General features: G+C 70.4%; 19 protein-coding genes. 9 read left to right on the forward strand and 10 right to left on the reverse strand.

Annotation, left to right across the window (positions count from 1 at the left end):
* Positions 1 to 49 precede the first annotated feature (49 nt).
* From ACT3UL_RS07025 to ACT3UL_RS07035, 3 genes are all read right to left on the reverse strand, one after another.
* The gene (locus tag ACT3UL_RS07025) at positions 50 to 2,908 is read right to left on the reverse strand and encodes a VWA domain-containing protein (RefSeq protein ID WP_444577421.1); all 2,859 of its coding nucleotides are present in this window, start codon (positions 2,906 to 2,908) and stop codon (positions 50 to 52) included.
* Positions 2,905 to 3,414: a hypothetical protein gene (locus tag ACT3UL_RS07030; protein ID WP_444577423.1), complete on the reverse strand. Its 510-nt coding sequence runs from the start codon at positions 3,412 to 3,414 to the stop codon at positions 2,905 to 2,907. Before ACT3UL_RS07030 ends, ACT3UL_RS07025 begins: the two co-directional genes overlap by 4 nt.
* Positions 3,415 to 3,905: 491 nt before the next feature.
* Positions 3,906 to 5,420, reverse strand: coding sequence for a GmrSD restriction endonuclease domain-containing protein (locus ACT3UL_RS07035; RefSeq protein ID WP_444577424.1), 1,515 nt, complete (start codon positions 5,418 to 5,420; stop codon positions 3,906 to 3,908).
* Between the two features lie 408 nt (positions 5,421 to 5,828).
* On the opposite strand from ACT3UL_RS07035, the gene ACT3UL_RS07040 reads away from it, so the two are divergent.
* The 4 genes from ACT3UL_RS07040 to ACT3UL_RS07055 all read left to right on the forward strand — a co-directional run bounded on the left by ACT3UL_RS07040 (position 5,829) and on the right by ACT3UL_RS07055 (position 8,652).
* Positions 5,829 to 5,975, forward strand: coding sequence for a hypothetical protein (locus tag ACT3UL_RS07040; protein WP_444577425.1), 147 nt, complete (start codon positions 5,829 to 5,831; stop codon positions 5,973 to 5,975).
* 122 nt (positions 5,976 to 6,097) lie between these two features.
* The gene (locus ACT3UL_RS07045; RefSeq protein ID WP_444577426.1) at positions 6,098 to 7,324 is read left to right on the forward strand and encodes an amidohydrolase; all 1,227 of its coding nucleotides are present in this window, start codon (positions 6,098 to 6,100) and stop codon (positions 7,322 to 7,324) included.
* A 414-nt stretch (positions 7,325 to 7,738) separates the two neighbouring features.
* Positions 7,739 to 8,104, forward strand: a complete 366-nt coding sequence (locus tag ACT3UL_RS07050; RefSeq protein WP_343922585.1) for a hypothetical protein — start codon at positions 7,739 to 7,741, stop codon at positions 8,102 to 8,104.
* Positions 8,104 to 8,652 (forward strand): RES family NAD+ phosphorylase, encoded by a 549-nt coding sequence (locus tag ACT3UL_RS07055; protein WP_444577427.1) that lies wholly within the window; start codon positions 8,104 to 8,106, stop codon positions 8,650 to 8,652. Before ACT3UL_RS07050 ends, ACT3UL_RS07055 begins: the two co-directional genes overlap by 1 nt.
* A 17-nt stretch (positions 8,653 to 8,669) precedes the next feature.
* On the opposite strand, the gene ACT3UL_RS07060 is transcribed toward ACT3UL_RS07055, so the two are convergent.
* From ACT3UL_RS07060 to ACT3UL_RS07080, 5 genes are all read right to left on the reverse strand, one after another.
* Positions 8,670 to 11,459 (reverse strand): sugar-binding protein, encoded by a 2,790-nt coding sequence (locus ACT3UL_RS07060; protein WP_444577428.1) that lies wholly within the window; start codon positions 11,457 to 11,459, stop codon positions 8,670 to 8,672.
* Between the two features lie 102 nt (positions 11,460 to 11,561).
* Positions 11,562 to 12,743: a carbohydrate kinase family protein gene (locus ACT3UL_RS07065; RefSeq protein ID WP_444577429.1), complete on the reverse strand. Its 1,182-nt coding sequence runs from the start codon at positions 12,741 to 12,743 to the stop codon at positions 11,562 to 11,564.
* Entirely contained in the window at positions 12,740 to 13,543 is an 804-nt protein-coding gene (locus ACT3UL_RS07070) for a carbohydrate ABC transporter permease (RefSeq protein WP_444577430.1), read from the reverse strand. Before ACT3UL_RS07070 ends, ACT3UL_RS07065 begins: the two co-directional genes overlap by 4 nt.
* Positions 13,540 to 14,427 (reverse strand): carbohydrate ABC transporter permease, encoded by an 888-nt coding sequence (locus tag ACT3UL_RS07075; RefSeq protein ID WP_443398392.1) that lies wholly within the window; start codon positions 14,425 to 14,427, stop codon positions 13,540 to 13,542. Before ACT3UL_RS07075 ends, ACT3UL_RS07070 begins: the two co-directional genes overlap by 4 nt.
* 7 nt (positions 14,428 to 14,434) lie before the next feature.
* Entirely contained in the window at positions 14,435 to 15,805 is a 1,371-nt protein-coding gene (locus ACT3UL_RS07080) for a sugar ABC transporter substrate-binding protein (RefSeq protein WP_444577432.1), read from the reverse strand.
* A 137-nt stretch (positions 15,806 to 15,942) separates the two neighbouring features.
* On the opposite strand from ACT3UL_RS07080, the gene ACT3UL_RS07085 reads away from it, so the two are divergent.
* Complete coding sequence (locus ACT3UL_RS07085; protein ID WP_193119100.1) at positions 15,943 to 16,707, forward strand: DeoR/GlpR family DNA-binding transcription regulator; 765 nt, start codon at positions 15,943 to 15,945, stop codon at positions 16,705 to 16,707.
* A complete protein-coding gene (locus ACT3UL_RS07090; protein WP_444577433.1) occupies positions 16,704 to 18,209 on the forward strand; it encodes a family 4 glycosyl hydrolase in 1,506 nt (501 codons plus the stop codon). The genes ACT3UL_RS07085 and ACT3UL_RS07090 overlap by 4 nt, the downstream gene beginning before the upstream one ends.
* Positions 18,210 to 18,424: 215 nt before the next feature.
* Here the strand turns inward: ACT3UL_RS07090 and ACT3UL_RS07095 are convergent, their stop codons facing one another.
* Positions 18,425 to 19,768: an alpha-L-fucosidase gene (locus ACT3UL_RS07095; RefSeq protein ID WP_444577434.1), complete on the reverse strand. Its 1,344-nt coding sequence runs from the start codon at positions 19,766 to 19,768 to the stop codon at positions 18,425 to 18,427.
* 105 nt (positions 19,769 to 19,873) lie between these two features.
* Here ACT3UL_RS07095 and ACT3UL_RS07100 point away from each other — a divergent pair, with 105 nt between their 5' ends.
* From ACT3UL_RS07100 to ACT3UL_RS07110, 3 genes are all read left to right on the forward strand, one after another.
* Positions 19,874 to 21,589 (forward strand): M81 family metallopeptidase, encoded by a 1,716-nt coding sequence (locus ACT3UL_RS07100; RefSeq protein ID WP_444577436.1) that lies wholly within the window; start codon positions 19,874 to 19,876, stop codon positions 21,587 to 21,589.
* A gap of 169 nt (positions 21,590 to 21,758) precedes the next feature.
* Positions 21,759 to 22,661: a hypothetical protein gene (locus ACT3UL_RS07105; protein WP_444577438.1), complete on the forward strand. Its 903-nt coding sequence runs from the start codon at positions 21,759 to 21,761 to the stop codon at positions 22,659 to 22,661.
* A gap of 117 nt (positions 22,662 to 22,778) precedes the next feature.
* Positions 22,779 to 23,996 carry a toxic anion resistance protein gene (locus ACT3UL_RS07110; protein WP_444577439.1) on the forward strand — a complete coding sequence of 406 codons (1,218 nt, stop codon included), beginning with the start codon at positions 22,779 to 22,781 and terminating at the stop codon, positions 23,994 to 23,996.
* Between the two features lie 156 nt (positions 23,997 to 24,152).
* On the opposite strand, the gene ACT3UL_RS07115 is transcribed toward ACT3UL_RS07110, so the two are convergent.
* The gene (locus ACT3UL_RS07115; RefSeq protein WP_444577440.1) at positions 24,153 to 24,884 is read right to left on the reverse strand and encodes a GntR family transcriptional regulator; all 732 of its coding nucleotides are present in this window, start codon (positions 24,882 to 24,884) and stop codon (positions 24,153 to 24,155) included.
* Positions 24,885 to 25,009 lie beyond the last annotated feature (125 nt).

A 25,009-nucleotide genomic window follows, 5' to 3' on the forward strand; every position in this document is an offset into this window, starting at 1 on the left:
CCGTCGGCCGTCGGCCGCTCATTGTGGTCAAGAGGGAGAACAACATCGTTCATCGTCGTCCCCAGGGGGAATCTGGGCCGCCGTTGCGAGGCCCCGACGAGCCCCATCCGGGAGCGCCGCCGGGGGGCGGTCCGGGCTCATCAGGCGGTACAGCGCCTGGGGGCTCCAGTCCCCCAGGGGCGCCCGACGTACCGCGCCCGGAGGACCCCCAGCCCGTTCCCGTACCGCTCGACGAGCCTCGGTCCGGGGCGCCCCCGCCTGCGGATCCCCACCCTGGGGGCGAAGTGACTGGAGTAGGCGGCACCTCGGATGCCTTTGTCCGTGATGGACGCCCGCCACGAGGCCGGCTCGTCGGTGCAGAACCTCGGAGCGAGCGGACCTTGTCGCTCAGTCGGAGCCTGGCATCTTCGAGGACCGCGTCCAGTGATGCCTGGTCCTCGGCGCCGAGCAGGACGATCAGGGTCGCCTGGAATGGATCTTGCGCATCAGGGATCGCTATCCAGTTCCCGCGCACGCCGAGCGGAAGTCGTGCGCGCCCGCGGCGGGCACCTGGAGTCGCCCCGGAGACGGATGGTGAAGGGTTGTCCAGCTCCACCCAGGGCGCCTCGGTGGGCATCAGGGAGATTCGCGAGCGCAGCATCCGTCCAGCGACCGCAACTGAACGGCGTGCCGTCGGCAACGACGTCATGGTCAATGCATTGCGGGCCAGATCGATCTCGGTGCGTCCGCCCCCTTCGGGCAGTCGCACGCGAGTGCTTCCACTCACGAGCGTGCCGCGGGGGATGCGTGCAGTGGTCCAGGTCAGCAGGTAGAGCGCTGCCAACGGGATACCGATTCCGAGGCTCAGTGCGAGGGCGAAGGCCGTCCAGGCGGTGGTGGCGTCGAGCGGACGGCGCAGATCAGCGTCGAAGGGGACGGTCACGGGCTGAGCGGCGGCGGGGTCATCCTCCGGCATGATCATCACGGTCACGGTCCCCTGGACGGCTCCATTCGCATGTTCATCAGTGCTCAGCTCCAGCGAGAGAGCATCCTGTGCGTCCTCTCCCACTCGGACACAGTCCTCTTCGGAAGCAGAAGGGGAGGTGACTTCGACTGCACCCGCCTCTGCGGGAGCCCCGATGATGTTCGGCGACCCAGAGTCGAGCCAGACGCAGCCAGGTCCCGTAACAGCAAGGGAAGCCGTGGCAGTGGTCTCCTCCTCGAGGAGGCCGAACTCGATCCGTGGTCCTACCGTCGGGAAGTTCTGCGGTGCCAGCACAGTGACGGTCGAGTCGAGGAGCGCGGGCTGTAGAGCAGTCCCCTCGCCGGCCTGCTCACCGTGCACAACTGGCCGGGCAGTCGTGATCTGCAATGAGGTGACCAGGCGTCCTTCACCGAGCGCCGCTTCAGCAGGAACCGTGACCGTCACAGGCGTGTTGAGCGCGGATTTGTCCTGCGTCGCGTACAGCTGGTGGGCAGCACCTTCGGCATCGGTGAGGGACACCGCTGCGCTGATGTCTCCACCGAGATCGGAAGGGTCCACGACCGAGTCATCGGTGCGATCCACGAGAGCGAGCGTCACCTGATCGGAGTCAGTGCCTTGCCGGATCTCAGTCGTATCCAACTTCTGCCAGACGAGTATCAGCGGAGAGGAGAGGTGCAGGTTCACGGCGATCTTCTCGCCCGCAGACTGCGAGGCAGGGTCGACGAATCCCACACGCCACGTGCCGGCCCACTCCGTGACGGACTCAGCAGCCATCTCTATCTCGACGGTGCGCGAGGTCAGCCACGTCACGCGCATGCCGTTCTTCTCGACGGTCTCCCCCACGGCACCGGACGGGAAGCGCAGTGCTTCTGCCGCCCCTGGCGGGATGATGTAGGCCTCGAGGCCGTCGACGTCCGCGCCCGCGAGGATCCGCACCGAGCTCAGCGCCCTATCGAGCACGAACGACACCTCGCCCGCCGCGCACTCTCGACCCTGGCAGACGTCCAACGAGGACAAATCCAAAGAGTCCCCGGGGGATGACAGTGCGTCGAAGGCGAGCAGCAGGGAATCCAGATCCTGCACCTCGAAGAACCCACCCTGCGGGCTTGCTACCTCACCGCACTGCGTCACCCCGTGACTTTCCGCCGCCTCGGGCCCGCCGCCCTCCGTCACGCTGCGTAGGAAGGTGAAGTCTGTGTCCTCTGAGGAGAGACCCACTCCGATGAGCGTGATACCGGAACTGCGCAGCTGATCGGCCACACCAGCTGGCCGGCAGATGTCGTCCTGTCCCGCGGCGACCGCGGCATCGGCACCTGCCTGATCGGTGAGGCTGATATCCGGGGCGTATGGCTTCGTCTCCCCCAGCTCCGATCGGCTGCTGCGTGACTCTCGGGGATCAATGTCGTATTCACCGTCGCTGAACCAGAAGACGGCCGAGCAGCTGCTCTCCCGATAGGCCAGATCCTGCCGGGCGGACTCGAGTGCCATCCAGTAGTCGGTGTCGTGGCTGCGAAGATCATGACCGACATCCTCAATCTGGCCGTCGAGGACACTCACTCCATCTGCAGTCAGCGGAGTCCACTCCCCGGGGGTCTCATACGTTGCTGCAAAGCCCGCGACTCGAACTTCCATCTCGTACCCGGACGTCTCCGAGAATCCGGCCAAGCGCTCCACCAAGAACTTCGCCGCCTCGACGCGCGCCAGCTCCGGGTCGGTCGTCCTGAGTGACCCTGACTGGTCCATGAGCAGAACAATGCTGCCCGTCGAGCCCCCGGCCAGGCACGCGCCGAAATCGGAGAGCAGCGCTGGGCCCTCCTCTGAGACTGCCGGGTCCGCTTCAGCTCGCGGGATGAGCACCGTCAGCGTGCCGAGGATCAGAGCCGCGAGCACCGCGAGCACACTCCAGCGACCACTGAGCGTTCCTCGCTGCACCGTTCCCCTCATCCCATCCTCCCCACCACGAGCGCGACCTGGATCGCGGTGACGATGACTGCGATCAGACTGACCACGATCGCCGCACGGTAAATCCACGGGGAACGAGGATCTCGCAGGTAGAACACCTCTGTCTGGCGTAGTGCATCCCGCTGCACGAAGACCACCGCGGCACCGAAACCGACGAACCCCGCGAGCGCCCAAGCGATACCGAACAGGACGAGCCCGCTCGTGAACACTGCCAGCACAACTGCCAGCGCCGCTGCTGCGAACGAAACCCACAGATACCCGTAGGGCGGGCCGACGAGCTTTCGACTTCCACCATTCCCGCCCCCTGCAGACCAGGAACGTGGCGAGCTGGTTAGAACATCCTTCGTACCCCAGGAGCCTGTCCGCGCCTGGCGCGCATCACAGGCCGTGTAGCCACCTGGACCAGCGTTCTTCGCGGCCGGCGGCGTGACCGCATGACGATTCTTGCTCCACGCATCTGGTCCCGATGCTTTGTTCACCACGTCCACCCCTCTGTCACCGCGGTCAGCTCCTGCACTTCTTGGACGTCGCCCCGGAATCCGAGCCACGCTACGAATAGTGGCAGCGCGAGCGCTGCGATGCATGACGCTGCTCCGAGCGGTCGACGCCGATGTGCTGCAGGAAGAATCGACAGGATGAGCCCATTGACGTCGACCAGCCCAGGAACAGCGTCCAACACCCCTCCAGCCACTGCCCCTCCTTGCGTGACCAGGCGACTTCCAACACCAGGACCCGTAGTCACCAGATCTGAACGGTCGAAACGTCGAAGAGAAGAACGTTCCCTCCGAAGATTAAACGACGTTCCAGCGCGCCATGCACAAGGATTTGGGATCGTGACCTTCGGCCATCGGAAACGATGCCTGGAGCGTCAGACGAACCAAGATTCTCGGGCACAGCCCTTCATGAATCCACCAGCAGGACTTGCTTGAGCCGTTGCCGGCCATAGCCGCTCGCGACCGGGTGGAGACGGTAGAGCTGGCTAGCCGTTGTCGCAGCCCACCCCGTCACCATCGCGGTCCAGATGCTTGGCATAGCCAGGCTCCCCCTTGTGTACGGGCGCTGCACCGGCCGCGCGTGCCGCGTCGCAGTTCTTGTAGTAGACGCTTCCTTCGTTGGAGCCGCTGTCCTCTGTGGAGGCCGGCTTCGGAGCAGGAGCAGGTGCCGTCGTGGGAGCCGGGGCCGGTTTCGGCGCAGGCTTCGGTGCGGGCTCCTCCCAGGTGCCCACCACGTCACCCTCCCCGGCAGCCGGCACGGATCCGTCGTCCTCGATCGCGGCGAAGCCGTCGCAGTTCGCCAGCACGTCGCGCATGGCGTCGGCCTCGGCGGGCTTGACCCACAGCTCGTACTTGTCCTTCACCGCGATCTGGCGGGCGACGTACTCGCAGCGGTAGTCCTTCTTCGGCGGGAGCCAGGTGGCGGCGTCTCCGTCGCCCTTCTGACGGTTCAGGCCCGACTCGACGGCCAGCAGGTTCAACGGGTCGTTGGCGAACGCGACGCGGGTGTCCTCGTCCCACTGGGCGGCGCCCGTCTGCCAGGCGTCGGAGAGGGCCACGACGTGGTCGATGTCGATCGTGCTGTTCGCGCGGTCGAAGTCCACGGTGTCGCCGCTGTACGGGGACTTCAGGGAGCCCAGCTGCACGATGCAGCCGTTCGTGCCGCCCTTAAGGCTGATCTCGTGCAGGTCGCGCCGCAGGATGTCGTTGCGGGTGTCGCAGCCGTTGCGGTCCACGTCGTCGCGCCAGCCGAAAGAGTCGCGGTCGTAGTCGGTCTTCGGGGCACGGCCCTTCTCGTCGAGGCCGGCGAGCATCGCCAGCGCGGTGCCGTCAGCCGCCTCGACGGTCTCGGGCGTCGGGGACGGCTCCGGCGTGGTGGGCTCGGGGGCGGGGGTCGTCGTCGGGACGGCCTCGGTGGTCGGCTCCTCGGAGGGTTCAGTCGCCGCCGGCGTCTGGGCCGCGGTATCCGTCGGCGCCTGTTGGTCCTCGTCCGCGGCCGCCTCGGCGACCACGGCCTCCGGCTGTGGTGGCGTGGTCGGGGTGTCGATCGAGCCGGCGATGGCCATCATGGCCACGAATCCCACCGCGACCACGCCGGAGATGACCCGGGAGGGCCACTTGACCGTGTCGTACTGCTGGAGGGGGCGCCCCTTGGCGTCCTTCACCGTGCCGGTCAGCAGGAGCACGAGGTCGATGAGGTACCAGAGGAACAGGCCGCCCATCGTGAGGAACTTCAGCAGCCCCGTCTTCCAGCGCCCGAGGTAGAAGCGGTCCACGCCCCACACCCCGAGGAACAGGGACAGGGCCCACGCGACCGCGTAGTTCTTCCCGGGCTCGGGACGGGGGCGCTGCGGCTCACGGAACCCGTGGGGGCCGGGGGCGCTGTGCGCGCCGGGGTGGCTCTGCGGGAATCCGGGCTCCTGGGGCTGCCCGAAGCTCGGCGCGGAGGGCCAGCCCTGGTTGCCGGACGGCGGCTTCGGGGCAGGGTGATCGGTAGGCATGAGCATCCTTCAGGGGAGATCGCCGACATGCACGAACTTCATGGACCGCGGCGTCGGCACTGGCCACGGGTCTCTCGACCCTCAAGGGTTCCCTCGTAGATTATCTTTCAATCACGTCGTTCGGCCCGAGTTCCCGTCGGAAGTCAGCGACATCACACGGTTGTCCAGAAACTGAGAGCATGCCCGGCAAGAGTCCCGTCGGGGCCGACGGTTCGGCGTCTCGTCGCTGCTTCTGCGCGGATCATCGGCGCCCCGGGTCAGATCATCTCCGCGCCCGTTCAGGTCACAGCCGACGCCGACGGGGGTAAGTTGATCTGCAGGAACGCGTTCGCCCTGCAGGCAGGATCGCCCGATCCCGCCGTCAGCGTCCAACGCCTGCGCGAATGCCAGAAAGGAAGCGGTGCCACGATGGGATCATCTCTGGGACTCGGCCTCTTCGAGGCGATCATGATGGCCGGTACGGGGATCGGTGCCCTCGCCCTGGTTGCCGTGGGTGCTGCCGTGGTGAAGCTCGCTTTCTGGGGACCTGCACGTCGCCGAGACGACGAGAGCTGACGTCGCGCCACCAGCTGCAGGGGCAACCTGTTGAGCTCACGGCGGCCGCTTCGCCGTGGTGACGACGCCTCTCTGGGCGACACCTCATCCTGACCTGAGAACCACGCGTCGAAAGGATCCCCATGTCCGTCCTGAGCACACAGATGATCACCTCGCTGGAGGAGAGCACCTCCCAGTCCGAGGAGCTGTTCACCGACTTCCACCGCCACCCCGAGCTGTCAATGCTCGAGGAGCGCACCCGGACGATCGTCGCCGAGCAGCTCACCGAGTACGGCTACGAGGTGCAGGAGATCGGGGGCGGCGTGGTGGGCGTGCTGAAGAACGGCGACGGTCGCACCGTGCTGTTCCGGGCCGACATGGACGGGCTCCCGGTCACGGAGGCCTCGGGCCTGGACTACGCCTCGACCGCCACGCAGACCGATGCCGACGGCGCGGAGCAGCCGACGATGCACGCCTGCGGCCACGACTTCCACATCACCGCCGGCCTCGGCGCTGCGAAGCTCCTCGCCGAGCATCGTGACGGCTGGTCGGGAACGTACGTGGCCCTGTTCCAGCCCGGCGAGGAGAAGGCCGCCGGTGCCCGGTCGATGGTGGCCGACGGGCTGGTCGACAAGGTGCCCACGCCGGACGTGTGCCTGGGTCAGCATGTGCTGACCACCCCGGTGGCCGGGAAGGTCGCGGTGGCCTCCGGGCCGGTGCTCAGCACGGCCGCGTCGGCGAGGATCGTGGTCCACGGCGCGGGGTCGCACGGCTCGATGCCGCACCTCGGGGTGGATCCCGTGGTGCTGGCCTCGGCGATCGTCACCCGCCTGCAGACCCTGGTCTCGCGCGAGCTCTCCCCGTCGAACTTCGGTGTGGTCACCGTCGGCTCCCTGCAGGCCGGCTCGAGCGCGAACATCATCCCGGACACCGCGACGATGCTGCTGAACTTCCGCGCATACAGCGAGGAGATCCTGGATCAGCTGATCGACGGCGTCGAACGCATCGTGCGCGCCGAGTGCGAGGCGGCCCGCTCCCCGAAGGAGCCGGAGATCGAGCTGTACGACCGCTACCCCCTGACGGACAACGACGCCGACGCCGCCGAGGTGGTGCGCCGCGGGTTCCTGGAGCAGTTCGGGGAGGAGCGGGTGGAGGAGATGGCGCCGGCCACCGCCTCGGAGGACTTCTCGATCGTGCCCGACGCCTTCGGCTCCCCGTACTGCTACTGGGGCTGCGGCGCCTACGCCGAGGGCCGGGAGACGTACCCGAACCACAGCCCCCTGTGGTCCCCCGACCTGCAGCCCACCCTGCGCACGGGGACCGAGGCCGCCGCCACTGCGGTGCTCGCGCATCTCGCCCAGGAGGGCTGAGAAGGACGGCCAGAACGCGGAATGGCGGCCAGAGCGCGAGATGACGGCCAGAAGGCGGGATCACGGCTCCTCACGCCGGATCCCGCCTTCGCCGGGTGCAGGGCCCGGCGACCGCCGCCCCTCACGGCCGGTCGCCTGCCCTCCCCTTCCCCTGATGGAGGGCGGGCACGAGACCGGTGATGCTGCGCTCTGCGCCGACCCGACGGCCCCCACCGTCGGCCGACTCACGCGGCAAGTCGATCCCGTGCCCAGGCCTCGTATCCCTTGCGGGACCCGCACCCAGTCCCTGAAATCTAGGGGGACCTCGGCGGGAGCGCGATGGGGCGGACTGCCCCGGTCACAGATCCCCGGGGAGAACTCCCCATCATCCCGACACCTCTTGCAACATTTTTGTTGCGGGAGGATAGTGGTGCCATGAGCACCATCGACCATCCCGTACAGCCCGACCGCGAGCTGTTCACGCTCAAGGTCCGCTCCACCTCCCGGGCCCTCGGCAGCCAGGCGAAGCTCGCGGCATGGGCCGGCGTGAGCCGCTCCCAGACCACTCGATGGGTGGACGGAGAGACCCAGCCGTCCTCTGACGCCGCCCGCGCCGTCACCGACCTCGAGTTCATCGTCTCCCGTGCCCGCATGGTCTGGGACGACGCCGTGATCCCCGACTGGCTGAGCGGCCACAACGCCTTCCTCGACGGCGCCACCCCACTGGAGATGGTCCGCCAGGGACGCACCTCCGAGGTCCTCGACGCCATCACCGGCGACGAGACGGGTGTCTACGCCTGATGCTGCTGTACCGCGTGCACCCCTGGGTCGACGCCGTCGACCCCGCTGCACCGTATGGCCCGCTCTTCGTTCCGCCGGGACAGGGTGCCGGCCGGTGGGACAACCCCGACCTCTACACCATGCGCTATTTCTCGACGACTCCTGACGGCGCGATAGCAGAGACCTTCGGGCATCTGTCGGCCTGGTCGTCGGAGATGCTGCTCGTGCCGAGCAACGACGAGGCCGTCCGCGCGCTGAGCTGCTACGAGATCCCCGACTCCGCGCGCCTCGCTGACCTCGCGGATCCAGAAACGCTTCGCGCACTGGGTGTCCGCCGGGTCACCGACGTGATCGAGCGTCACAAACGTCGAACACAACGGCTCGCGGCGACGATCTTCGACGAGGGCTCCTTCGACGGAATCTCGTGGTGGTCCTCTTACCACCCCACGATCACCCTGGTCGCGATGTGGGGATCGGACGGCATCACGTGCAGCCGCACCGATCCCCTGAGCATCGACGCCCCTGAGCTCCAGGACGCTGCGCGCCTCATCGTGCGCGAGGTGCGCTGACCGCGCCACCCCCGACGTCACTTGAGGGTGGTCGCCGCAGCCACGGTGCCCGCGTCGTTCTCGAACGAGGCCACCAGGTGCAGGGGCGCCCCGTCCGCGGGCTCGCCGGTCAGCGGCACGTCCGTGGTCGTCATGCCCTTGCCGACCTCCTGGGGATCGACCGTTCCGAGGATCGTCGAGCCGTCCCACAGGTACAGGCGCAGTGTTCCCGCTTCTCCGGTGCGCACCCGTGCGGTGGCGCCGCTCTTCGTGCGCGTGACCTTCTCCAAGCGCAGGGTCCGGGACCGCAGGGCGGGCACCCCGCCGAGGCCGGTGCCGTCGCCGGCGGCCTGCAGGATCGAGGCGGGAGATTCGACGGAGCGGGCCGCGGTGTCCGGGATCTTCGGCTCCACCGGGGCGGACGCTCCGGCGGGGAGATCCGGCAGCTCGAGCACTCCCCACCGGGACGGGTCCGCCTGGATGCCCGGGTAGGTCGACCAGCCGATCCGGGACTGCCCGGTGTTGTCCTGGGTGTCGGAGTCGTAGACGACGACGTTGAAGCCCATGCCCGTCGGGTCGATGCCGTCGGGCAGCTCGGCGAACGGGATCCTGGTCTCGAACAGGTAGCCGTCGTAGGGGTCGGAGATCGCGGCGGCGATCCGCACCCCGGGGGCGGTGTCCGCGATGGGGCCCTGGCGGTTGTCGTGATCGCGCCCCGCCACGGGGCCGCCGATGCTGCCGTCGACGGCGGTGCCCGGCAGGGCCCCGAGGATGAACGTCGAGGCGGTGTTGTCGGAGGTGCCGCGCGGGTCGATCATGATCTCGATCGAGTCGGTGCGGAAGCGCTGCTTGTTGTCCTCCGGGGGCAGCAGAGTGCCGAGCACATCATCGGTGACCTGCACGAACACGTACAGGTTCTCGTCGTCGTAGGTGACCCAGGTGGTGCCGGAGGCGTCGGCCGCCTCGACCGCCTGACCCTCCCACAGGGTGCCGATGTCGATGTTGTCCCCCGGGTATTCGTCGGCCCCGCGCGCGGCATCGACCTCGACGCCCTCGGTGCGCGAGGCGACCAGCCGCGGGACCAGGCAGAGCCCCTGCGCGGTCGGGGCGGCGACCCCGTCGGCCGTGGCGGTGACGGTCACCGGGTAGACGCCGCCGTCCGGGGCCCGGTTCGCGGTGGGCAGGGAGGCGTCGGTGTTCTCCACGCGCACCGTAAGGCGCGTCTCCCCCTGGGCGGGGACCGCTTCGGCCAGCAGCTCCGGTGGGTCTGCCGTGAAGCCGTCCGGGAGCTCGAGGGTGATCTCCGCGTCCTGCGCGGACGTGGAGTGGTTGCGCGCCACGACCTCGAAGGTCTCTGCCCGGCCGGAGCCCAGGGTGCGCCGCGTCGGGACCAGGGCGTCGAGACGCTGCATGCCGAGCTCCGCGGTCCAGTCCAGGAAGGCGGCGATCTCGGGGCGGTCGGCGATCCCCGCCTCCACGGGGCCCGCGGTGCGCAGCGGCAGCACGTTCTGACCGCTGCCTCCGCGGGAGGCGGCCGTGGCGCGCAGCAGCACGTTCTCGCCGGGGGTCGTGCCCGCCGGGGCGGTGACCGTGAAGGTGGCGCTGCGCTGCTGCTTCGCGGGGACGGTGCCGAGCTTCCCGCTGCCCTCGACGCTCCAGCCCTCGGGCGCCTCGAGCTCCACGGTGGCCTGCGGCAGGGCCTTCCCGGGCGAGCCGACGGCGACGGTCACCTCGATGCCCTCACCGGGCAGGGCGACGAAGCGGTCCGAGGTGACCTCGAGCGTGGTGCCCAGCGGCAGCCCGCCGTCGATCGGGAGGGTGGCGCCGGCAAGCGCCGCGGTGTCGCCGCTGGTGGGGTCGGCGAAGGGGGTGCGGGAGTCGATGAGGGTGAACCAGGTGGCCGGGATCTTCGCCGGCTCGGTGGGCGAGGGCGGGTTCACGGCCCAGCCCTGGGTGCGGTAGCTGTGCACGGAGTCGTCGCGCACGGCGCTCCAGCGCTTGCCGTGGCGCTGCGACTCGGTGCCGTTCCAGGTGCCGAAGACGACGTCGCTGGCGATGTCGGGCTCGTAGCCTGCGGCGACGGCGTCGGGCCCGGTGCCGGAGCTGCCGTTGGAGCCGGAGCGCAGGATGCGCCGCGGGGAGAAAGGCGTCAGGCCCTCGTCGAAGTGCTCGGGGAAGACGTCGTCCCGGCCGGCGAGCAGGTACGCCTCGACGGCGAACATCGCGGCCTGCTGGTGGTTGCCGTGGTTGCCCTCGACGGCGGAGGGATTCATGGTGACGATGACGTCTGGCCTGGTCGCCCGCACCACGCGGATCACGCGGCTGAGCGCCTCGGCGCCGCCCCACACGTCGTAGGTGAGCGGCGCGGACAGGGTGTAGAAGAAGTCGACGGCGTCGAGGTTGAAGACGTGCTCGATGCCGGCGTAGCCGACGGCGGTGCGCTCCTCGGTCTCGCGGATGAGGCCCAGCGCGGGCCCCTCCTCGAGGCCCACGGCGTTGCCGCCGCCCTCCCCACGGGTCAGGGTGATGACCCCGGCCCGCTGGTCCTCGAACTCGTTCCACTGGCCGAAGGCGGCCAGGGTCCATGCCTCGTCGTCGGGGTGGGCGCCGATGTACAGGATGTCGAGATCCACGGCTCCGTCGGCGAGGGCCCGCTCCATGGGCGACAGGGCGTTGAGGTCCAGCGCGGTCGCGCCCGCGGCGAGCCCGAGCACGGCGGAGCCCTGCAGGAGTCGACGTCGGCTGACGCTCCCCGGCGACGTCACCGGGTCGGAAGCGGACTGGGTCTGCGGGGCGGGCTGGGGCATCGGGCGGGCGAGGTCGACCATGGTTTCTCTTCTCTCCAGATGCATGCCGCTGCGGTGCGGCTGCACGTCGTCATCGGTGAGCGAACGGGCTGTGAGGCGAAGGGCGGGGAGGTGCGGGCTAGGTCAGTGCTTGCCGGCGTCGGAGCGCAGGGCGAAGGTTCCCTGGGCGCGGCGCCGGCCCTGGACCCGATGGTCCGGGACGACGTCATCGAGGAAGCAGTACCCGTCACGGGTGTAGGCGGCGCGCAGGTCGCCGCTGTCGGCCGCGTCGCTGAGGTGGCGCCACCAGTCGGTGATGTCGCCCCAGCCGGGCGCGGCGAGGGAGCCGCCGAACTGCTGGACGGCGAGCGCCGAACACAGCGACCCGAACTTGAGGCGTTCGGCCAGGGGCCAGTCCGCGAGGGTGCCCAGGACCATCGCGGCGGCGAACACGTCGCCGGCGCCGGTGGTGTCCGTCGCCGTGACGGGGACCGCCGGGCAGAAAGCCTCCTCGCCGGTGGATCCATCGATGGCGTAGGAGCCGGCGGCGCCATCCGTCACCACGGCAAGCGGCACCATCTCGGCGAGCGCCCGCACGGCGCGGTCGGGACTGTCGGTGCGGGTGTAGCTCATCGCCTCCATCGCGTTGGGGGTGAAGGCGTGGCAGTGCGCGAGCGGGGCGAGGTCGGAGAGATCCCAGCGGCCGGTCTCGTCGAAGCCGATGTCGGCGAAGATCTTCGAGCCGCGGCGGGCCAGATCCGCCCACCAGGAGGTCTCCCCTGCCAGGTCGACCACGGCCGCCCGCGCCGCGGGGGCGTCGGCGATCAGCTTCGACAGCGGCTCGGGCAGCTCGTGCCCGTGGGTCGTCATCGCCCGATCCCCCTGGGTGGCGACGGAGACCGTCAGGGAGGAGTGGAAGTCCGGGAAGCGGCGCGACGCGGTGAGGTCGATCCCCTCCTCGTGCGCCATGGTGTGCCACATCCAGTCGGCATAGGCGTCGTCCCCGAACCCGGCGACGAGGCCGGTGCGCAGGCCCAGGCGGGCGGCGGCGACCGCGAGGTTCGCAATGCCGCCGGGGCTGGAGCCCATCCCCTTGCTCCACATCTCCTCGCCGGGCTGCGGAAGCCTGTCCAGCCCCGTGAAGACGATGTCGAAGAAGACCGTGCCGGACAGCAGCACGTCCAGCGGAGGGTCCTCCGGGCTGCGCTGTGCGGCCAGGGGGTCCCAGTCGTCGGCCGCATCGAGCGCAGCGGCCGCCTCGGGGGTGAGGGGCGGGGCGTGCGGGACGTGGGCGTCCGTCGGGTCGGGGTGGTCGGGGGTCATCATTTGACGGCTCCTTCGAGCATTCCGCGGATGAAGTGGCGCTGCAGGAACAGGAACATGATCACCATCGGCAGGGCGACGATCACGGCGCCGGCCGAGAGCAGGGAGAGCTCGGCGGTGTACTGGCCCTGGAAGTTCGCCAGGCCCAGCGGGGCGGTGCGCAGCGTGCCGCCCGGCGCCATGACCAGGGCGATGAGGAACTCGTTCCAGGTCCACATGAACACGAGCACCACCAGGGTGGTCAGGGCGGGCACGGAGGCGGGGGCCACGATCCGCAGCAGGGTGCGCATCGGCCCGGCGCCGTCGATCGCGGCGGCCTCGAGCAGGCTCACCGGCATCGAGCGGAACTGGGCGCGCAGCCAGAAGGTGCCGAAGGCGACGGACTGGGCGATCTGCGGCAGGGCGATCGCGGCATAGGTGTCGGTCAGCCCCACCGTGCGCAGGTCGAAGAACAGGGGGATGACGGTCGCCTCGGTGGGGATCATGAGCCCCAGCAGGAACACGTAGAACAGGAGCGTCGAGCCCGGGAACCGCATCGTGCCGAAGGCGTAGCCCGCGAGCACGGACAGCGCGACGGCGCTGGTCACCACGATCACCGCGACGACCAGGGAGTTGCCCAGCGAGTGCCCGAAGCCTCCCACCTGCCAGGCCTCGACGAAGTTCGCCAGGTGCAGGCCCGGGGCCTGCCCGTTCTGCGGGGAGACGGCGGTGGCGAGGATGGTGAGGATCGGGATCATCGCGAACAGGGCGAAGACGCCCAGCACCACGTAGTTCATCGTCCGCTCGGCGGTGGAGATCCTCATGAGGCACGCTCCCCGATGCGGGTGACGACCACGTTGATCGCGAACACGAGCAGAGTCAGCACGATGGCGACCGCGCTCGCCGAGCCGACCTCACGCAGCTGGAACGCCCGGTAGTACACCTCGTAGCTCGGTACGGTGGTGGCGTTGCCGGGGCCGCCGGAGGTGGTCAGGTAGACCAGGTCGAAGGTCTTCAGCGCAGCGATGATCGTCAGCACGAGAGCGACGACGATCTCCCCGCGCACCGAGGGCAGGGTGATCGCGAAGAACTCCTGCACAGGGCCGGCCCCGTCGAGACGGGCGGCTTCGAAGAGGTCGTCGGGGATCCGGCTCATCCCCGCGAGCAGGAGGAGCATCACCAGGCCCATCTCGAGCCAGGTCCCGATGAAGCCGACGGCGGGCAGCGCCGCCCCGGGGTCCCCGAGCCAGCCGCGGGCCAGCTCGTCGAGCCCCACGGCCCGCAGCGCCTGGTTCAGCGGTCCGTTCGGTGCGTAGATGTTCCGCCACGCGACCGCGACGACGACCAGGGCGATCACCTGGGGCAGGAAGATCACGGAGCGGAAGAAGCCCATCCCCCGCACCTGGCCGCGCCGGAAGATCGCCGCGAGCACCAGCCCGATCACGAGCGGCAGCGCCGCGTAGAACAGGATCAGCACCAGGGCGTTCCCGATCGCCGCCCGGAAGGCCGGGTCCGTGGCCAGGTCGATGTAGTTCTGCAGTCCCACGAAGGTGGACGGACCGAAGCCGGGCCACTCGAAGAGCGAGAACTGCGCGGCCCGCACCAGCGGGTACAGCGAGAAGGCGGCGTAGACCAGGAACGCCGGGAGGATGAACAGGTACGGCGTCGCGCGGGAGCGCACGACGGCCGAGGGTCGCTGTCGAGCCATGCGCCGCTCAGGCCTTCTTGGTGAAGTCGCCGTAGTCCTTCTGCAGGGTCTCGGCGGCGGCCGCGGGCTCGGCCTGCCCTCCGATGACCTCCTGCAGGGCGGCGCCGGCGGTGTCGGCGAAGGATGGGGTCGCGTAGTCGAGGTAGGGCAGCAGCACCCCGTCGTTCGAGACCGCGTCGAAGGCTTCGTAGATGTCCTTGTTGACCCCGGACTTCGGCGCCAGCTCGGCGGTGCGCAGCACCGGCATGCCGCCGTTGTCGGCGATGAGCTCCATCGCCTTGTCGCTGGTGATGTAGTCGATGTACGCCGCGGCGGCGTCCGGGTTGGCGGCCTTGGCAGGGATCCCGAAGGGCAGCCCGGTGCCGCCGGTGGTGGCGACCTTCCCGTCGGCGCCGGCGGGCGGGGCCATGAACCGCAGGTCGTCGCCCATGACGGCTTCCATGTCGGGGCCCAGCCAGGAGCCGCCGATCAGCAGCACCCCGGTGCCCTTGGTGTAGTCGGCCCAGGCGGTGTCGTAGGCGAGGCCGTTGGGCGAGTCGCCGAAGGCGCCGCTGCTGCCCCACTCCGCGAGCTGGGTGAGGGCCTGGATGTTCGGGTCATCGGTCCACTCGGCACCGGCGTTGCCCATGGCGAGCGTGGTGATCTCGTCGGTGGGCACGAAGTTCGCCTGGAGCGGGCCGAACACGTGCAGCGCGGGCCACTGCTCGAGGTTGCCGAGCACGAGGGGCTGCTCGCCCGCCTTCTGCGCCTTCTCGACCAGGGCGAACAGCTCGTCCCAGCTGGTCGGGGGCTCGGCACCGAGCTTCTCGAGCTTTGCCGCGCTGTAGTAGATGCCGCACACCTCGCCGGTCTGCGGGAGGCCCCACAGGGAGCCCTCGCCGAAGGTGACGCCGTCGGCCGAATAGCGGGCCTTGGAGAGCACGGAGTCGGAGAACCGATCCGCCCAGCCGTAGGCCTCGGCGTACCCGGAGAGGTCGGTGAGCTGGCCGGCCTTGACGAACTCGCCCATGTCGCCGCGCGCATTGTTGACCTGCAGCACGTCAGGCACGTCGTTGCCGGACAGGGCGAGGCCCGTCTGCTGCTGGAGGTCGTCGAAGGACTGCTTGACCCGCTTCACCGTGATGTTGGGGTTGTCCTTCTCGAAGGCCTTGATCAGGGCCTCGATCGCGTCGTTCTGCGCGCCGCGGACCTCCTGGTCCCAGACTTTCAGGGTGACGTCACCCATCGCCGAGGGATCCGTCTCGACATCTCCTGCGGCGGGGCCGGAACCCCCACCATCACTGCCTCCGGAGCCGGAATCGGAGCCGGGAGCGCAGGCGGCGAGGAGCCCGAGGCCTCCGGCGACGGCGGTCGAGCCGAGGAAGGTACGTCGACGCATGGGGTCCTCCTGAGGATGCGAGGCGGCAACAGCCGCGATGCTGTGGCGCAGGGCACCATGATGACACATCGTGTGCGGATGTGCAGGCTTCTGCTCGATGGTGTTCGAAGATGATCGGTCGGTGCTACGGTGTGCCCATGCTCAGCGAGGAACGCCACGAGGCCATCGCCGCCTTCGTGCGCCGTCACGGCTCGGCGACCGTCGGCACCCTGAGCTCGGACTTCGCCGTCTCCGAGGCCACGATCCGCCGCGACCTGGAGATGCTGTCCACCTCCGGCGTCGTGCGCCGGGTGCGCGGCGGGGCGTGCGACGTGCGCGGATCGGTGCGCCCCGAGGCCGACCCGCGCGCCTTCGCCGATGTCGCCACCTCCGCGTCCGCCGCCAAGCGCAGCATCGCCGAACGGGCCGTGGCCTGCATCGCCGACGGCGACGTGATCGCCCTGGACATCGGCACCACCGTCGCGGCGATGTGCCCCCTGCTCCAGAACCGGTCCCTGACCGTCGTCACCGCCTCCCTCGCCGTGGTCACCGCCCTCGCCGACGCGCCGAGCATCGACATCGTGGTGCTCGGGGGCCTGCTGCGACCCAACTACCAGTCGCTCGTGGGCACCCTCACCGAATCCGCCCTGCGCCAGGTGCGCGTCGACATCGCCTTCCTCGGCACCTCCGGGATCCGGCCGGACGGCACCGTCCTGGACTCGACCCCCAGCGAGGTGCCGATCAAACGCGGCCTGCTCGAGGTCTCGACCTCCGCCTTCCTGCTCGCCGACCACGAGAAGTTCCCCGGCTCGGGGTTCCTCGAGGTCTCCACCCTGGGGCAGTTCACCGCCCTGGTCACCGACCGCTCCCCCGACTCACTCACCCTCCCCGAGGGGGAGGACCTGGAGGTCCTGCTGCCATGAAGCTGACGATCCTGGGCGGGGGCGGCTTCCGCGTCCCCCTCGTGTACGAGGCCATGGCCACCGGCGCCACCGGACTGCAGGTCGACGAGATCGCCCTGCAGGACGTGGACGCCGCCCGGCTGCGCACGATCACCGAGGTCATCGACGGCGTGCGCGCCCAGCTCGAGGCCGACGGGCGCGCCGCGCATCCGCCGCGCGTCACCGCCACCACCGATCTGCGCGAGGCGGTCACCGGGGCGGACTTCGTGTTCAGCGCCGTGCGCGTGGGCGGCGCGGAGGCCCGCACGGTCGACGAGCGGGTAGCGCTGGGCCTGGGGCTGCTCGGCCAGGAGACCATCGGCCCCGGCGGCCTCGCCTATGCGCTGCGCACCATCCCCGTGGCCCTCGAGATCGCGCGCACCGTCGCCGAGCTCGCCCCCGCCGCCTGGGTCATCAACTTCACCAACCCCGCCGGCATCGTCACCGAGGCCATGCGCTCGCTCCTCGGGGACCGCGTGGTGGGCATCTGCGACACCCCGATCGGCCTGGTGCGCCGCGTGGGCCGCCTGCTGGATGTGGACCTGGTGGCCGGCGAGCGCGGCGCCGAGGTCGACTACGTGGGACTGAACCACCTGGGCTGGCTGCGCACTGTCACGGTCGACGGGGTGGACCGCCTGCCGGGACTGCTGGCCGACGACGACGCCCTCGAGGAGATCGAGGAGGCCCGTCTGATCGGCAAGGACTGGGTGCGGGCCGACGGGGCGCTGCCCAACGAATACCTGTACTACTACCTGCACACCGCCTCCGCGATCGAGAGGATCACGGGTTCGGCGACCACGCGTGGGGAGTTCCTCGCGAAGCAGCAGGGCGACTTCTACCTCGCCGCCGCGGACGCCACCGCGGACGTCGCCGCGGACGTCGCCACAGGCACCACCGCGCCCAGTGCGCCGACGGCCGACTCCGCCCAGCACGACGACGCCGACCCGTCGAGCGAGTCCTGCTGCTCCTCGCCGGTGGACCTCTGGCGTTCGACCCTGCACGAGCGCGAGGCCACGTACATGGCCGAGTCGCGCGATGAGGAGCGCCGCGAGGAGGACGTCGCCGGCGGCGGCTACCAGGAGGTGGCGCTGCGCCTGATGACGGCGCTGGCCACCGGTCGCCGCGAGCGGATGATCCTCGACGTGGGCAATATCAGCGCCAATAGGCAGGACGCCCCGGCCGCCGAGCGCATCGTGCCCGAGCTCCCGGCGGACGCCGTGCTCGAGGTGCTGTGCGAGGTCGACGGGAACGGGGTGCACCCGCTGCCCATCGCCCCGCTGGAGCTGGGACGGCTCGGTATGATGAGCACCCTGCGGTCGGCTGAGCGGAAGATCCTCGAGGCCGCCACGACCGGATCGCGGGAGGCGGCGTGGCAGGGCTTCTCCACGCACCCGCTGGTCAGCTCGCCGGAACTGGGAGCGAAGCTGCTGGAGGGCTACATTGCCGGTCACCCGCAGATCGCGGAGCTGCTCGGCGAGGGGTGAGCACGGCCCGCTTACAGGGGCATGTCAGAACCGTACCGACAACGGTACGGTTCTGACCCGGCAGGCTCCAGGACCTCCTGGACGAGCCTGCCCGGCACCTGGCAGCACACGCACCACCACCCCTGCCGTTCGGTCGATCACCGCTCGCCGACGTCACGGCTGTGGCACCGTGCTCGCGCTCAACCTGGTGACAGCGGCGGTATCCGGATAGCTCATCACCGCAGCGAGAAGGTCACGACCGCGACGGCTCGCTCACCGGGGCCCGGGGTCAACCTGACCTGTCCACCATCTTCCGGCGTGCGCGCAATCTCCCGGATCGCGGCGGAGACCTCCTCGTCGAGAGTCACGGGCCCCGCTGCCGGGTCGAGCAGCAGGGCGTGCAACACGGCGCGCCCGTCGGCGTCGGATCCGAGCGTGAAGCGCACCCCCTCCGGCGGGGTGCGCACCGCCTCGTGGAACCACGGCCGCGTCCCGTAGATCGCCGCGCCGTGCCGGCCCAGCCACTCCCCCAGCTCCTCGAGCGCACTGGCCTGCAGGTCGGGGATGCTGCCGTCGGCGCGGGGGCCCACGTTGATCAGCAGGTTCCCGTTCTTGGAGACGACGTCGGCCAGCAGACGGATCAGCGCGGTCCCGTCCAGGGCGTGCTCGGCGGATTCGTCGGCGTTGTAGCCGAAGGAGAGCCCCAGGCCACGGGTGGATTCGAAGACCTCCTCCTGCACCTCGGCGATGTCCTGGTACTCGCGGGTGAGCACGCCGTGCACGGGTACGCCCCAGCGGTCGTCGACAAGGCCGTCCGGTGTCGCGGCGAGGTGGGCGCGGAACAGCTCCTGGAGGGAGTCCGGGCCGTCGTACTTGCCGGCGTCGGGCCAGTCGATGTCGTTCCACAGCACGTCCGGGGCGAAGCGCTCGATGAGCTCGCGCAGCTGCGCGGCGGCGAAGGCCGCGAACTCCGGGTCGTTGCGGCGCAGGGCGAACAGCTCGTCGGTCGAGGTCAGCGCCTGGAACTCGCTCGCATGCCAGTCGTGGGCGCCCGAGTAGTACAGGCCCAGTCGCAGCCCGGCCTCGCGCACCGCGTCGGCGATCTCGGCGATGAGGTCACGGCCGGGGCCGCGCCGCGCGGCGGTGAAGGGCGTGGTCGCGGAGTCCCACAGGCAGAACCCGTCGTGGTGCTTCGTCGTCGGCACCACGTAGCGGGCGCCGGCGCGGCGGGCGAGATCCACGATCCCGGCGGCGGCGTCCGGGGCCGGGTGCCAGTCGTCGGCGAAGTCCTCGTAGGAGTGGCCCACGCCGAAGAGGCGCTCGTGCCGCTCGCGGGTGGGGCTGCCCTCGATGCGCACGGTGTTGGCGTACCACTCGGCGTACTGGTGGCGGGCGTAGGCGTTCTGCGCGGTGACGTCGCTGCGGTCCAGGACGTCCGCCCAGGCGGGCACCGAGAACAGGCCCCAATGCACGAACACCCCGAGCTTCGCGTCGCGGTACCAGTCGGGCACGGAGAGGTCCGGGTAGGCGGCGGGCGGCGCCGCATCCGCGGGTCCGTGGCGATCATCGAAGCTGATCAACGCACTGCTCCTTCGAGCGCCTCGGCGCGCTCATGGCGGGGTGGGCGGTCGGGGTGGAAGGATGTCCGCACCCCGCATCAACCGCTCAAGCCCCTGGAGCATCCCATGTCTGCGACGTCGCAGTCCACGCACCCCGCCGAGGCCGCCCACCCGTCGGACGGGACCCCGCCCCGGCCGCGCATCGGCATCGCCGGGATCGCGATCGAGTCCTCGACCTTCACCCCGTACCGCTCCGGCGCCGACGACTTCGAGGTGCGCCGAGGCACCGCGGCGATCCTGGACCGCTATCCCTTCTTCAGCGGCGCCGAGGACCGTGGCTCGGCGCCGGGGCCCGCCGCATCCAGCGGCATCGGCGGTGGCCCTTCGGCCTCCGGGCGGGCGCTGCGCGAGGCCGCCGAGTACGCGGGCGTGCTGCACGCCCGCGCCCTGCCGGGCGGCCAGCTCGCCCGCGACGTCTACGAGGGCTGGAAGCAGGAGATCGTCGAGGGCCTCGCCGCCGCCCACGCCGAGGCCCCGCTCGACGGCTTCTTCTTCGACATCCACGGAGCGATGAGCGTGGAGGGCCTCGAGGACGCCGAGGGCGACCTCCTCACCGCGATCCGCGGCGCGATCGGCCCGGACGTCGTGGTCGGCACCGCGATGGACCTGCACGGGAACGTCTCCCACACCCTCTTCGAGGGCTGTGACCTGCTGACCTGCTACCGCCACGCTCCTCACATCGACGCGTGGGAGACCCGCGAGCGGGGGCTGCGCGACCTCGTGGAGACCGCCGCCCGGGTACGGGACGGCGGCACGCTCCCCCACAAGGCGCTCGTGCACGTGCCGATCCTGCTGCCCGGCGAGAAGACCTCCACGCGCATCGAACCGGCCCGGACGATCTACGGCGGCATCCCCGCGATCACACAGCGCGAGGGCATCACCGACATCTCCTACTGGATCGGCTTCGCCTGGGCCGACCAGCCCCGCTGCCAGGCCGCGATCGTCGCCTTCGGGGACGACGAGGCCGCCGTCCGGGCAGCCGCCCTCGAGCTCGCCGGGACCGTGTGGCAGGCCCGCCACGATTTCGAGTTCGTCGCCCCCACCGGCACCTTCGAGGAGTGTCTGGACCAGGCGATCGCCTCGCCGGCCCGCCCCTTCTGGATCTCCGACTCCGGCGACAACCCCGGGGCCGGCGGCGCCGACGACACCACGTACTGCCTCTCCCGGCTCGCCGCCCGCGAGGAGATCCGTTCGGGCGCGGTGAGCGCCCTGATGGTCTCCCTGGTCGACCCGGTCTCGACCGACGCCGCCTGGGAGGCGGGCGTCGGCGGGCGGCTCGACGTGCAGGTGGGCGGCCGGATCGACGCCCGCGACCCGGGGCCCGTGCCGCTCGCGGTCGAGGTGGCGGCGCTGGACGAGTCGGGGCCGACGGGCCGCTCCGCAGCGCTGCGGGTGCTCGACGGCGGGGCATCGAACGGAGCTGCAAGCGGTGGATCGGACGGAGCATCACGCGCGGCATCGGGCCTCGAGGACGCCGTGCCGACGGGCCTGACCGTCGTGGCCACCGCGCGTCGCTCGCAGTGGGCGCGCCACGAGATGTTCGAGCGGCTGGGACTGTCGATGACCGGCTTCGACGTGGTCACCGTGAAGATGGGCTATCTCGAGCCGGACCAGTACGAGGCCGCCGCGGACTGGCTGCTCGCCCTCACTCCGGGTGGTGTGGACCAGGACCTGGTGCGCCTGGGCCACTCGCGGATCCCGCGGCCGATGATCCCCTTCGACGCCGAGATCCCCGCGCCCAGCCCGTCCGACGTGCGCACGGGAGGCGGCACCACCCGCTGACCCGAGACCCAGCACGGACCGGCCGGGCGCCCATTTCCCCTGGAGCCGTCCAGCCGCCCGCGATAACCTTCGAGCACGCCCAGGAACGAGACGCTCGCACGGCGCAGGCCCTCCGGGACCGACGCCCGCCTGCCCTCGTCTCCGCCTTCCGGAGAGACAGCGGGTACTTGTGAACGACGGGAACGATCCGTCGGCCCAGCGGCCGACCACCGGGGACGACACGTCCCCCGGCCCCGTCGCGCCCGATCGCCCGAAGAACCCCGGCGACGTGGACCTGCCGTGGAAGGCCACCGCCGAGCGCCGCAGCCTCTGGGGACCCGTCGAGAAGCCGCTCGAGGGCACCGTGCAGAGCCCGGCGTCCAGCGGCGTCGGCCGCCCCCGCTCCGGGTTCCTCCCCGTCGGCGTCCCCCTCCTCACCGGCGGTCTCGTCGCCGTCGCCTGCCTGGTGCTGGGCCTGGGCACCGCGATCGTCGGCCCGCTCGCCGCGCTCGGGATCGCCGTCGGCGCCGGGGTGCTCGCCGCCGGGGGCAGCGGAGCAGCCGTTCGAGCGCTCCGCCCGGCGCAGATCCTGCAGGTCACAGCTTCCTCAGGCGAATCCGAGGAGACCGTGCGGATGCTCTCCGGGATCCAGCGCAGCACCGAAGTGATGCGCTCGCGGACCACCGAGCTGCGCCGCGCCTCGTCGGATCCGCAGGTGGGGCTCGTGCTCGAGCACGTCGACGCCCTCACCCACCGGATCGACGCCCTCGCCGCCTCAGAGACCCTCCGTGCGCAGCGGCCCTACGAGGGCGAGGTGACGCTCCTGGAGGGGATCGCGACGCGCTACATCCCCGAGCTGCTCGACACCGTCGAGGACATCACCGGGTTCCTCGCCACCTTCGCCGGCTCCGCGCGCCGCGAGGCGCTCGCGAACCTGGATGACGTCGACCAGCAGCTCACCGTGCTCTCCGAGGGCGTCGAACGGATCGAGAGCGACCTCGTCGCCGGGGTGTCCCGCTCCCTCGAGGTGCACGCCGAGTTCCTCCGCACCCGCTTCGCCGACCAGCACGTGAACCCGATCATCGACGTCTGACCCGCTGAGGCCCCGTCGGCCCCCGAGCCGACGACGACCGACCGGGCCGGACCACTCACCGTCCGACCAGACCCTCACCGACCACCCGACCCGCACCACCTGCCCGAGGAGGCCCCGATGGACGACAAGCTGCAACCGCCCACACCCAGCCCGGAGATCACCCCCGCCGAGCCCGTCGAGGAGCTCAGCGAGGACAAGGCCGTCTCGATGCTGGCCGATCTCCCCGCCGAGCAGAAGCAGGACCTCGAGAACCGCGCCGACCAGTGGGTCGACCAGATCTCCGCGCTCAACCCCCACTCCCAGGAGTTCACCGCGCAGGTCGACGCCCTCAGTGCGGTTGCCCGGCGCACCTTCGAGCGCACCAGCGGAACCTCCTCGCGGTTCATGGAGCAGTCCCTGCGCGACGCCAAGGACAGCGGCGGCTCCCAGGAGAACGTCTCGAAGTCCCTGGCCTCACTGCGCACCACGATGGAGGACCTCGCGCCGAAGGACGAGACCTTCGCGTCGAAGGCGCTGTCGTTCCTGCCCGGCAAGAACTCCGCCAAGCGGTACTTCCGCGGCTTCGAGTCCAACCAGAAGCAGCTCGACGAGGTGCTCGCTGCCCTGAGCCGCGGGCAGGAGATGCTGCAGCGCGACAACGCCGAGCTCTCCGTGGAGCGCCGTTCCCTCTGGGAGGACCTCGAGGCCCTCCAGAAGGCGTCGACCCTGCTGAGCCTGCTCGATGACCGCACCGTGCGCCGCGCCGCGCAGATCCGCGCCGAGGGGAAGACCGCGGAGGCCGACGCCCTCGAGCGCGACGTGCTGTTCGCCGTGCGCCAGCGCCGCCAGGACATGGCCACCCAGATCGCGGTCACCGTGCAGGCCTACCTCGCGATGGGCCTCATCGAGGACAACAACACCCAGCTCTCCCAGGGCGTCGAGCGCGCTCGCACCACCACCGTCACGGCCCTCCGCACCGCGGTGATCACCGCCCAGGCGCTCGAGAACCAGAAGCTGGTGCTCGACCAGATCGACGCGGTCAACCGCACCACCGACTCGCTCATCGACCGCACCTCGCAGATGCTCGCGGACAACTCCCAGAAGATCCAGGAGCAGGCCGCGACCTCGGGCGTCTCCCCCGAGACCCTGAAGAAGGCGTTCGACAACCTGTTCACCACGATGGACGGGATCGACGCCTTCCGCACCCAGGCCAACCAGAACTTCCTGACCACGGTGAACGCTCTCGAGCAGCAGGTGGGCCGGGCCCAGCCCTACCTCGAGCGCATGAACCAGGACCCCGCCGAGCACACCGACCTCGAGAGCGCCGCCGACCTCCTGGAGATCGAGGACCGCTGACCCCGCGCGCCTACCAGGCAGTTATGTGCGGCTGGCTTCCATTAGCGGAAGCCAGCCGTACATAACTCCGTAGTAGCCACTCTGCGGTGGACCCGTGACGCGTGGAACGGCAGCGGATCCGGGGTGCGGAGCCCGGGTGCCGGGAGGGGGCGAGGGTCAGGAGTCGACGAGGGTGACCTCGAAGGAGTACCTCGAGGCGCGGTACACGTGGTACCCGAACTCGACGACGCGGCCGTCGTTCGCGAAGGACTTGCGCTCCATGGTGAGCAGGGCCGCGCCGACCTCCTCGTCGAGCAGCTCAGCGTGCTCCTCGTCCGCCACGGTGGCGCCGATGCGCTCGTGGGCGAGCACGGAGACCACGCCCTCCTCGCGCAGGGACGCGTACAGGCCGTTGCTCGCGAGGCTCTCGCGGCTGGGGGCGATGCGCTCGGGCAGGGTGTTGCGCATGACGGCGAGCGGCTCGTCGTCGGCGTAGCGCACGCGCAGCAGCTCGAGCACCTGCTCGCCGGCGCGCAGCTGCAGCCGGTCCACGGCCTCCGGCGACGGCCGACCGATGCGGTACTCGACGACCTCGGTGCGCGGGGCCTTGCCGGCGCTGCGCAGGTCGTCGTACAGCGAGGTCAGCGCGACCTGCCGGTTCACGGGCGCCTGCACCACCTGGGTGCCCACACCGCGCTTGCGCACCAGCATGCCCTTGTCCACGAGCTCCTGGATGCCCTGGCGCACCGTCGGCCGCGACAGACCGAGGCGGCTCGCGAGATCGAGCTCGTTCTCCAGGCGGCTGCCCGGAGGGAGCTCACCGGCCTGGATGGCCTTCTCGATCTGGGTGGCGAGCTGCAAGTAAAGCGGCATCGAGAGCTCGCGGTCCACGACCAAATCGACCGTCATAGCCCGGTTCGGCTCGGATCCTTCCACTGCACTCTCCTCGGTTGACGCCTGCGTCCGCGCCAGGATACGGCGCGGGCAGTGGTTGCTCGGGCGGGTCGGCTCAGCTCGGGCGGGTCGGCTCAGCT

Origin of the sequence: Brachybacterium sp. 107 (assembly GCF_052379725.1) — a bacterium.
Taxonomy (GTDB): Bacteria; Actinomycetota; Actinomycetes; order Actinomycetales; family Dermabacteraceae; genus Brachybacterium.

Excerpts from the sequence above, each read along its gene's own strand:
- ACT3UL_RS07025 (WP_444577421.1), bottom strand. The coding sequence starts at position 2,908 with ATGAGGGGAACGGTGCAGCGAGGAACGCTCAGTGGTCGCTGGAGTGTG.
- ACT3UL_RS07035 (WP_444577424.1), bottom strand. The coding sequence starts at position 5,420 with ATGCCTACCGATCACCCTGCCCCGAAGCCGCCGTCCGGCAACCAGGGC.
- ACT3UL_RS07040 (WP_444577425.1), top strand. The coding sequence starts at position 5,829 with ATGGGATCATCTCTGGGACTCGGCCTCTTCGAGGCGATCATGATGGCC.
- ACT3UL_RS07045 (WP_444577426.1), top strand. The coding sequence starts at position 6,098 with ATGTCCGTCCTGAGCACACAGATGATCACCTCGCTGGAGGAGAGCACC.
- ACT3UL_RS07050 (WP_343922585.1), top strand. The coding sequence starts at position 7,739 with ATGAGCACCATCGACCATCCCGTACAGCCCGACCGCGAGCTGTTCACG.
- ACT3UL_RS07055 (WP_444577427.1), top strand. The coding sequence starts at position 8,104 with ATGCTGCTGTACCGCGTGCACCCCTGGGTCGACGCCGTCGACCCCGCT.
- ACT3UL_RS07060 (WP_444577428.1), bottom strand. The coding sequence starts at position 11,459 with ATGGTCGACCTCGCCCGCCCGATGCCCCAGCCCGCCCCGCAGACCCAG.
- ACT3UL_RS07065 (WP_444577429.1), bottom strand. The coding sequence starts at position 12,743 with ATGATGACCCCCGACCACCCCGACCCGACGGACGCCCACGTCCCGCAC.
- ACT3UL_RS07070 (WP_444577430.1), bottom strand. The coding sequence starts at position 13,543 with ATGAGGATCTCCACCGCCGAGCGGACGATGAACTACGTGGTGCTGGGC.
- ACT3UL_RS07075 (WP_443398392.1), bottom strand. The coding sequence starts at position 14,427 with ATGGCTCGACAGCGACCCTCGGCCGTCGTGCGCTCCCGCGCGACGCCG.
- ACT3UL_RS07080 (WP_444577432.1), bottom strand. The coding sequence starts at position 15,805 with ATGCGTCGACGTACCTTCCTCGGCTCGACCGCCGTCGCCGGAGGCCTC.
- ACT3UL_RS07085 (WP_193119100.1), top strand. The coding sequence starts at position 15,943 with ATGCTCAGCGAGGAACGCCACGAGGCCATCGCCGCCTTCGTGCGCCGT.
- ACT3UL_RS07090 (WP_444577433.1), top strand. The coding sequence starts at position 16,704 with ATGAAGCTGACGATCCTGGGCGGGGGCGGCTTCCGCGTCCCCCTCGTG.
- ACT3UL_RS07100 (WP_444577436.1), top strand. The coding sequence starts at position 19,874 with ATGTCTGCGACGTCGCAGTCCACGCACCCCGCCGAGGCCGCCCACCCG.
- ACT3UL_RS07110 (WP_444577439.1), top strand. The coding sequence starts at position 22,779 with ATGGACGACAAGCTGCAACCGCCCACACCCAGCCCGGAGATCACCCCC.
- ACT3UL_RS07115 (WP_444577440.1), bottom strand. The coding sequence starts at position 24,884 with ATGACGGTCGATTTGGTCGTGGACCGCGAGCTCTCGATGCCGCTTTAC.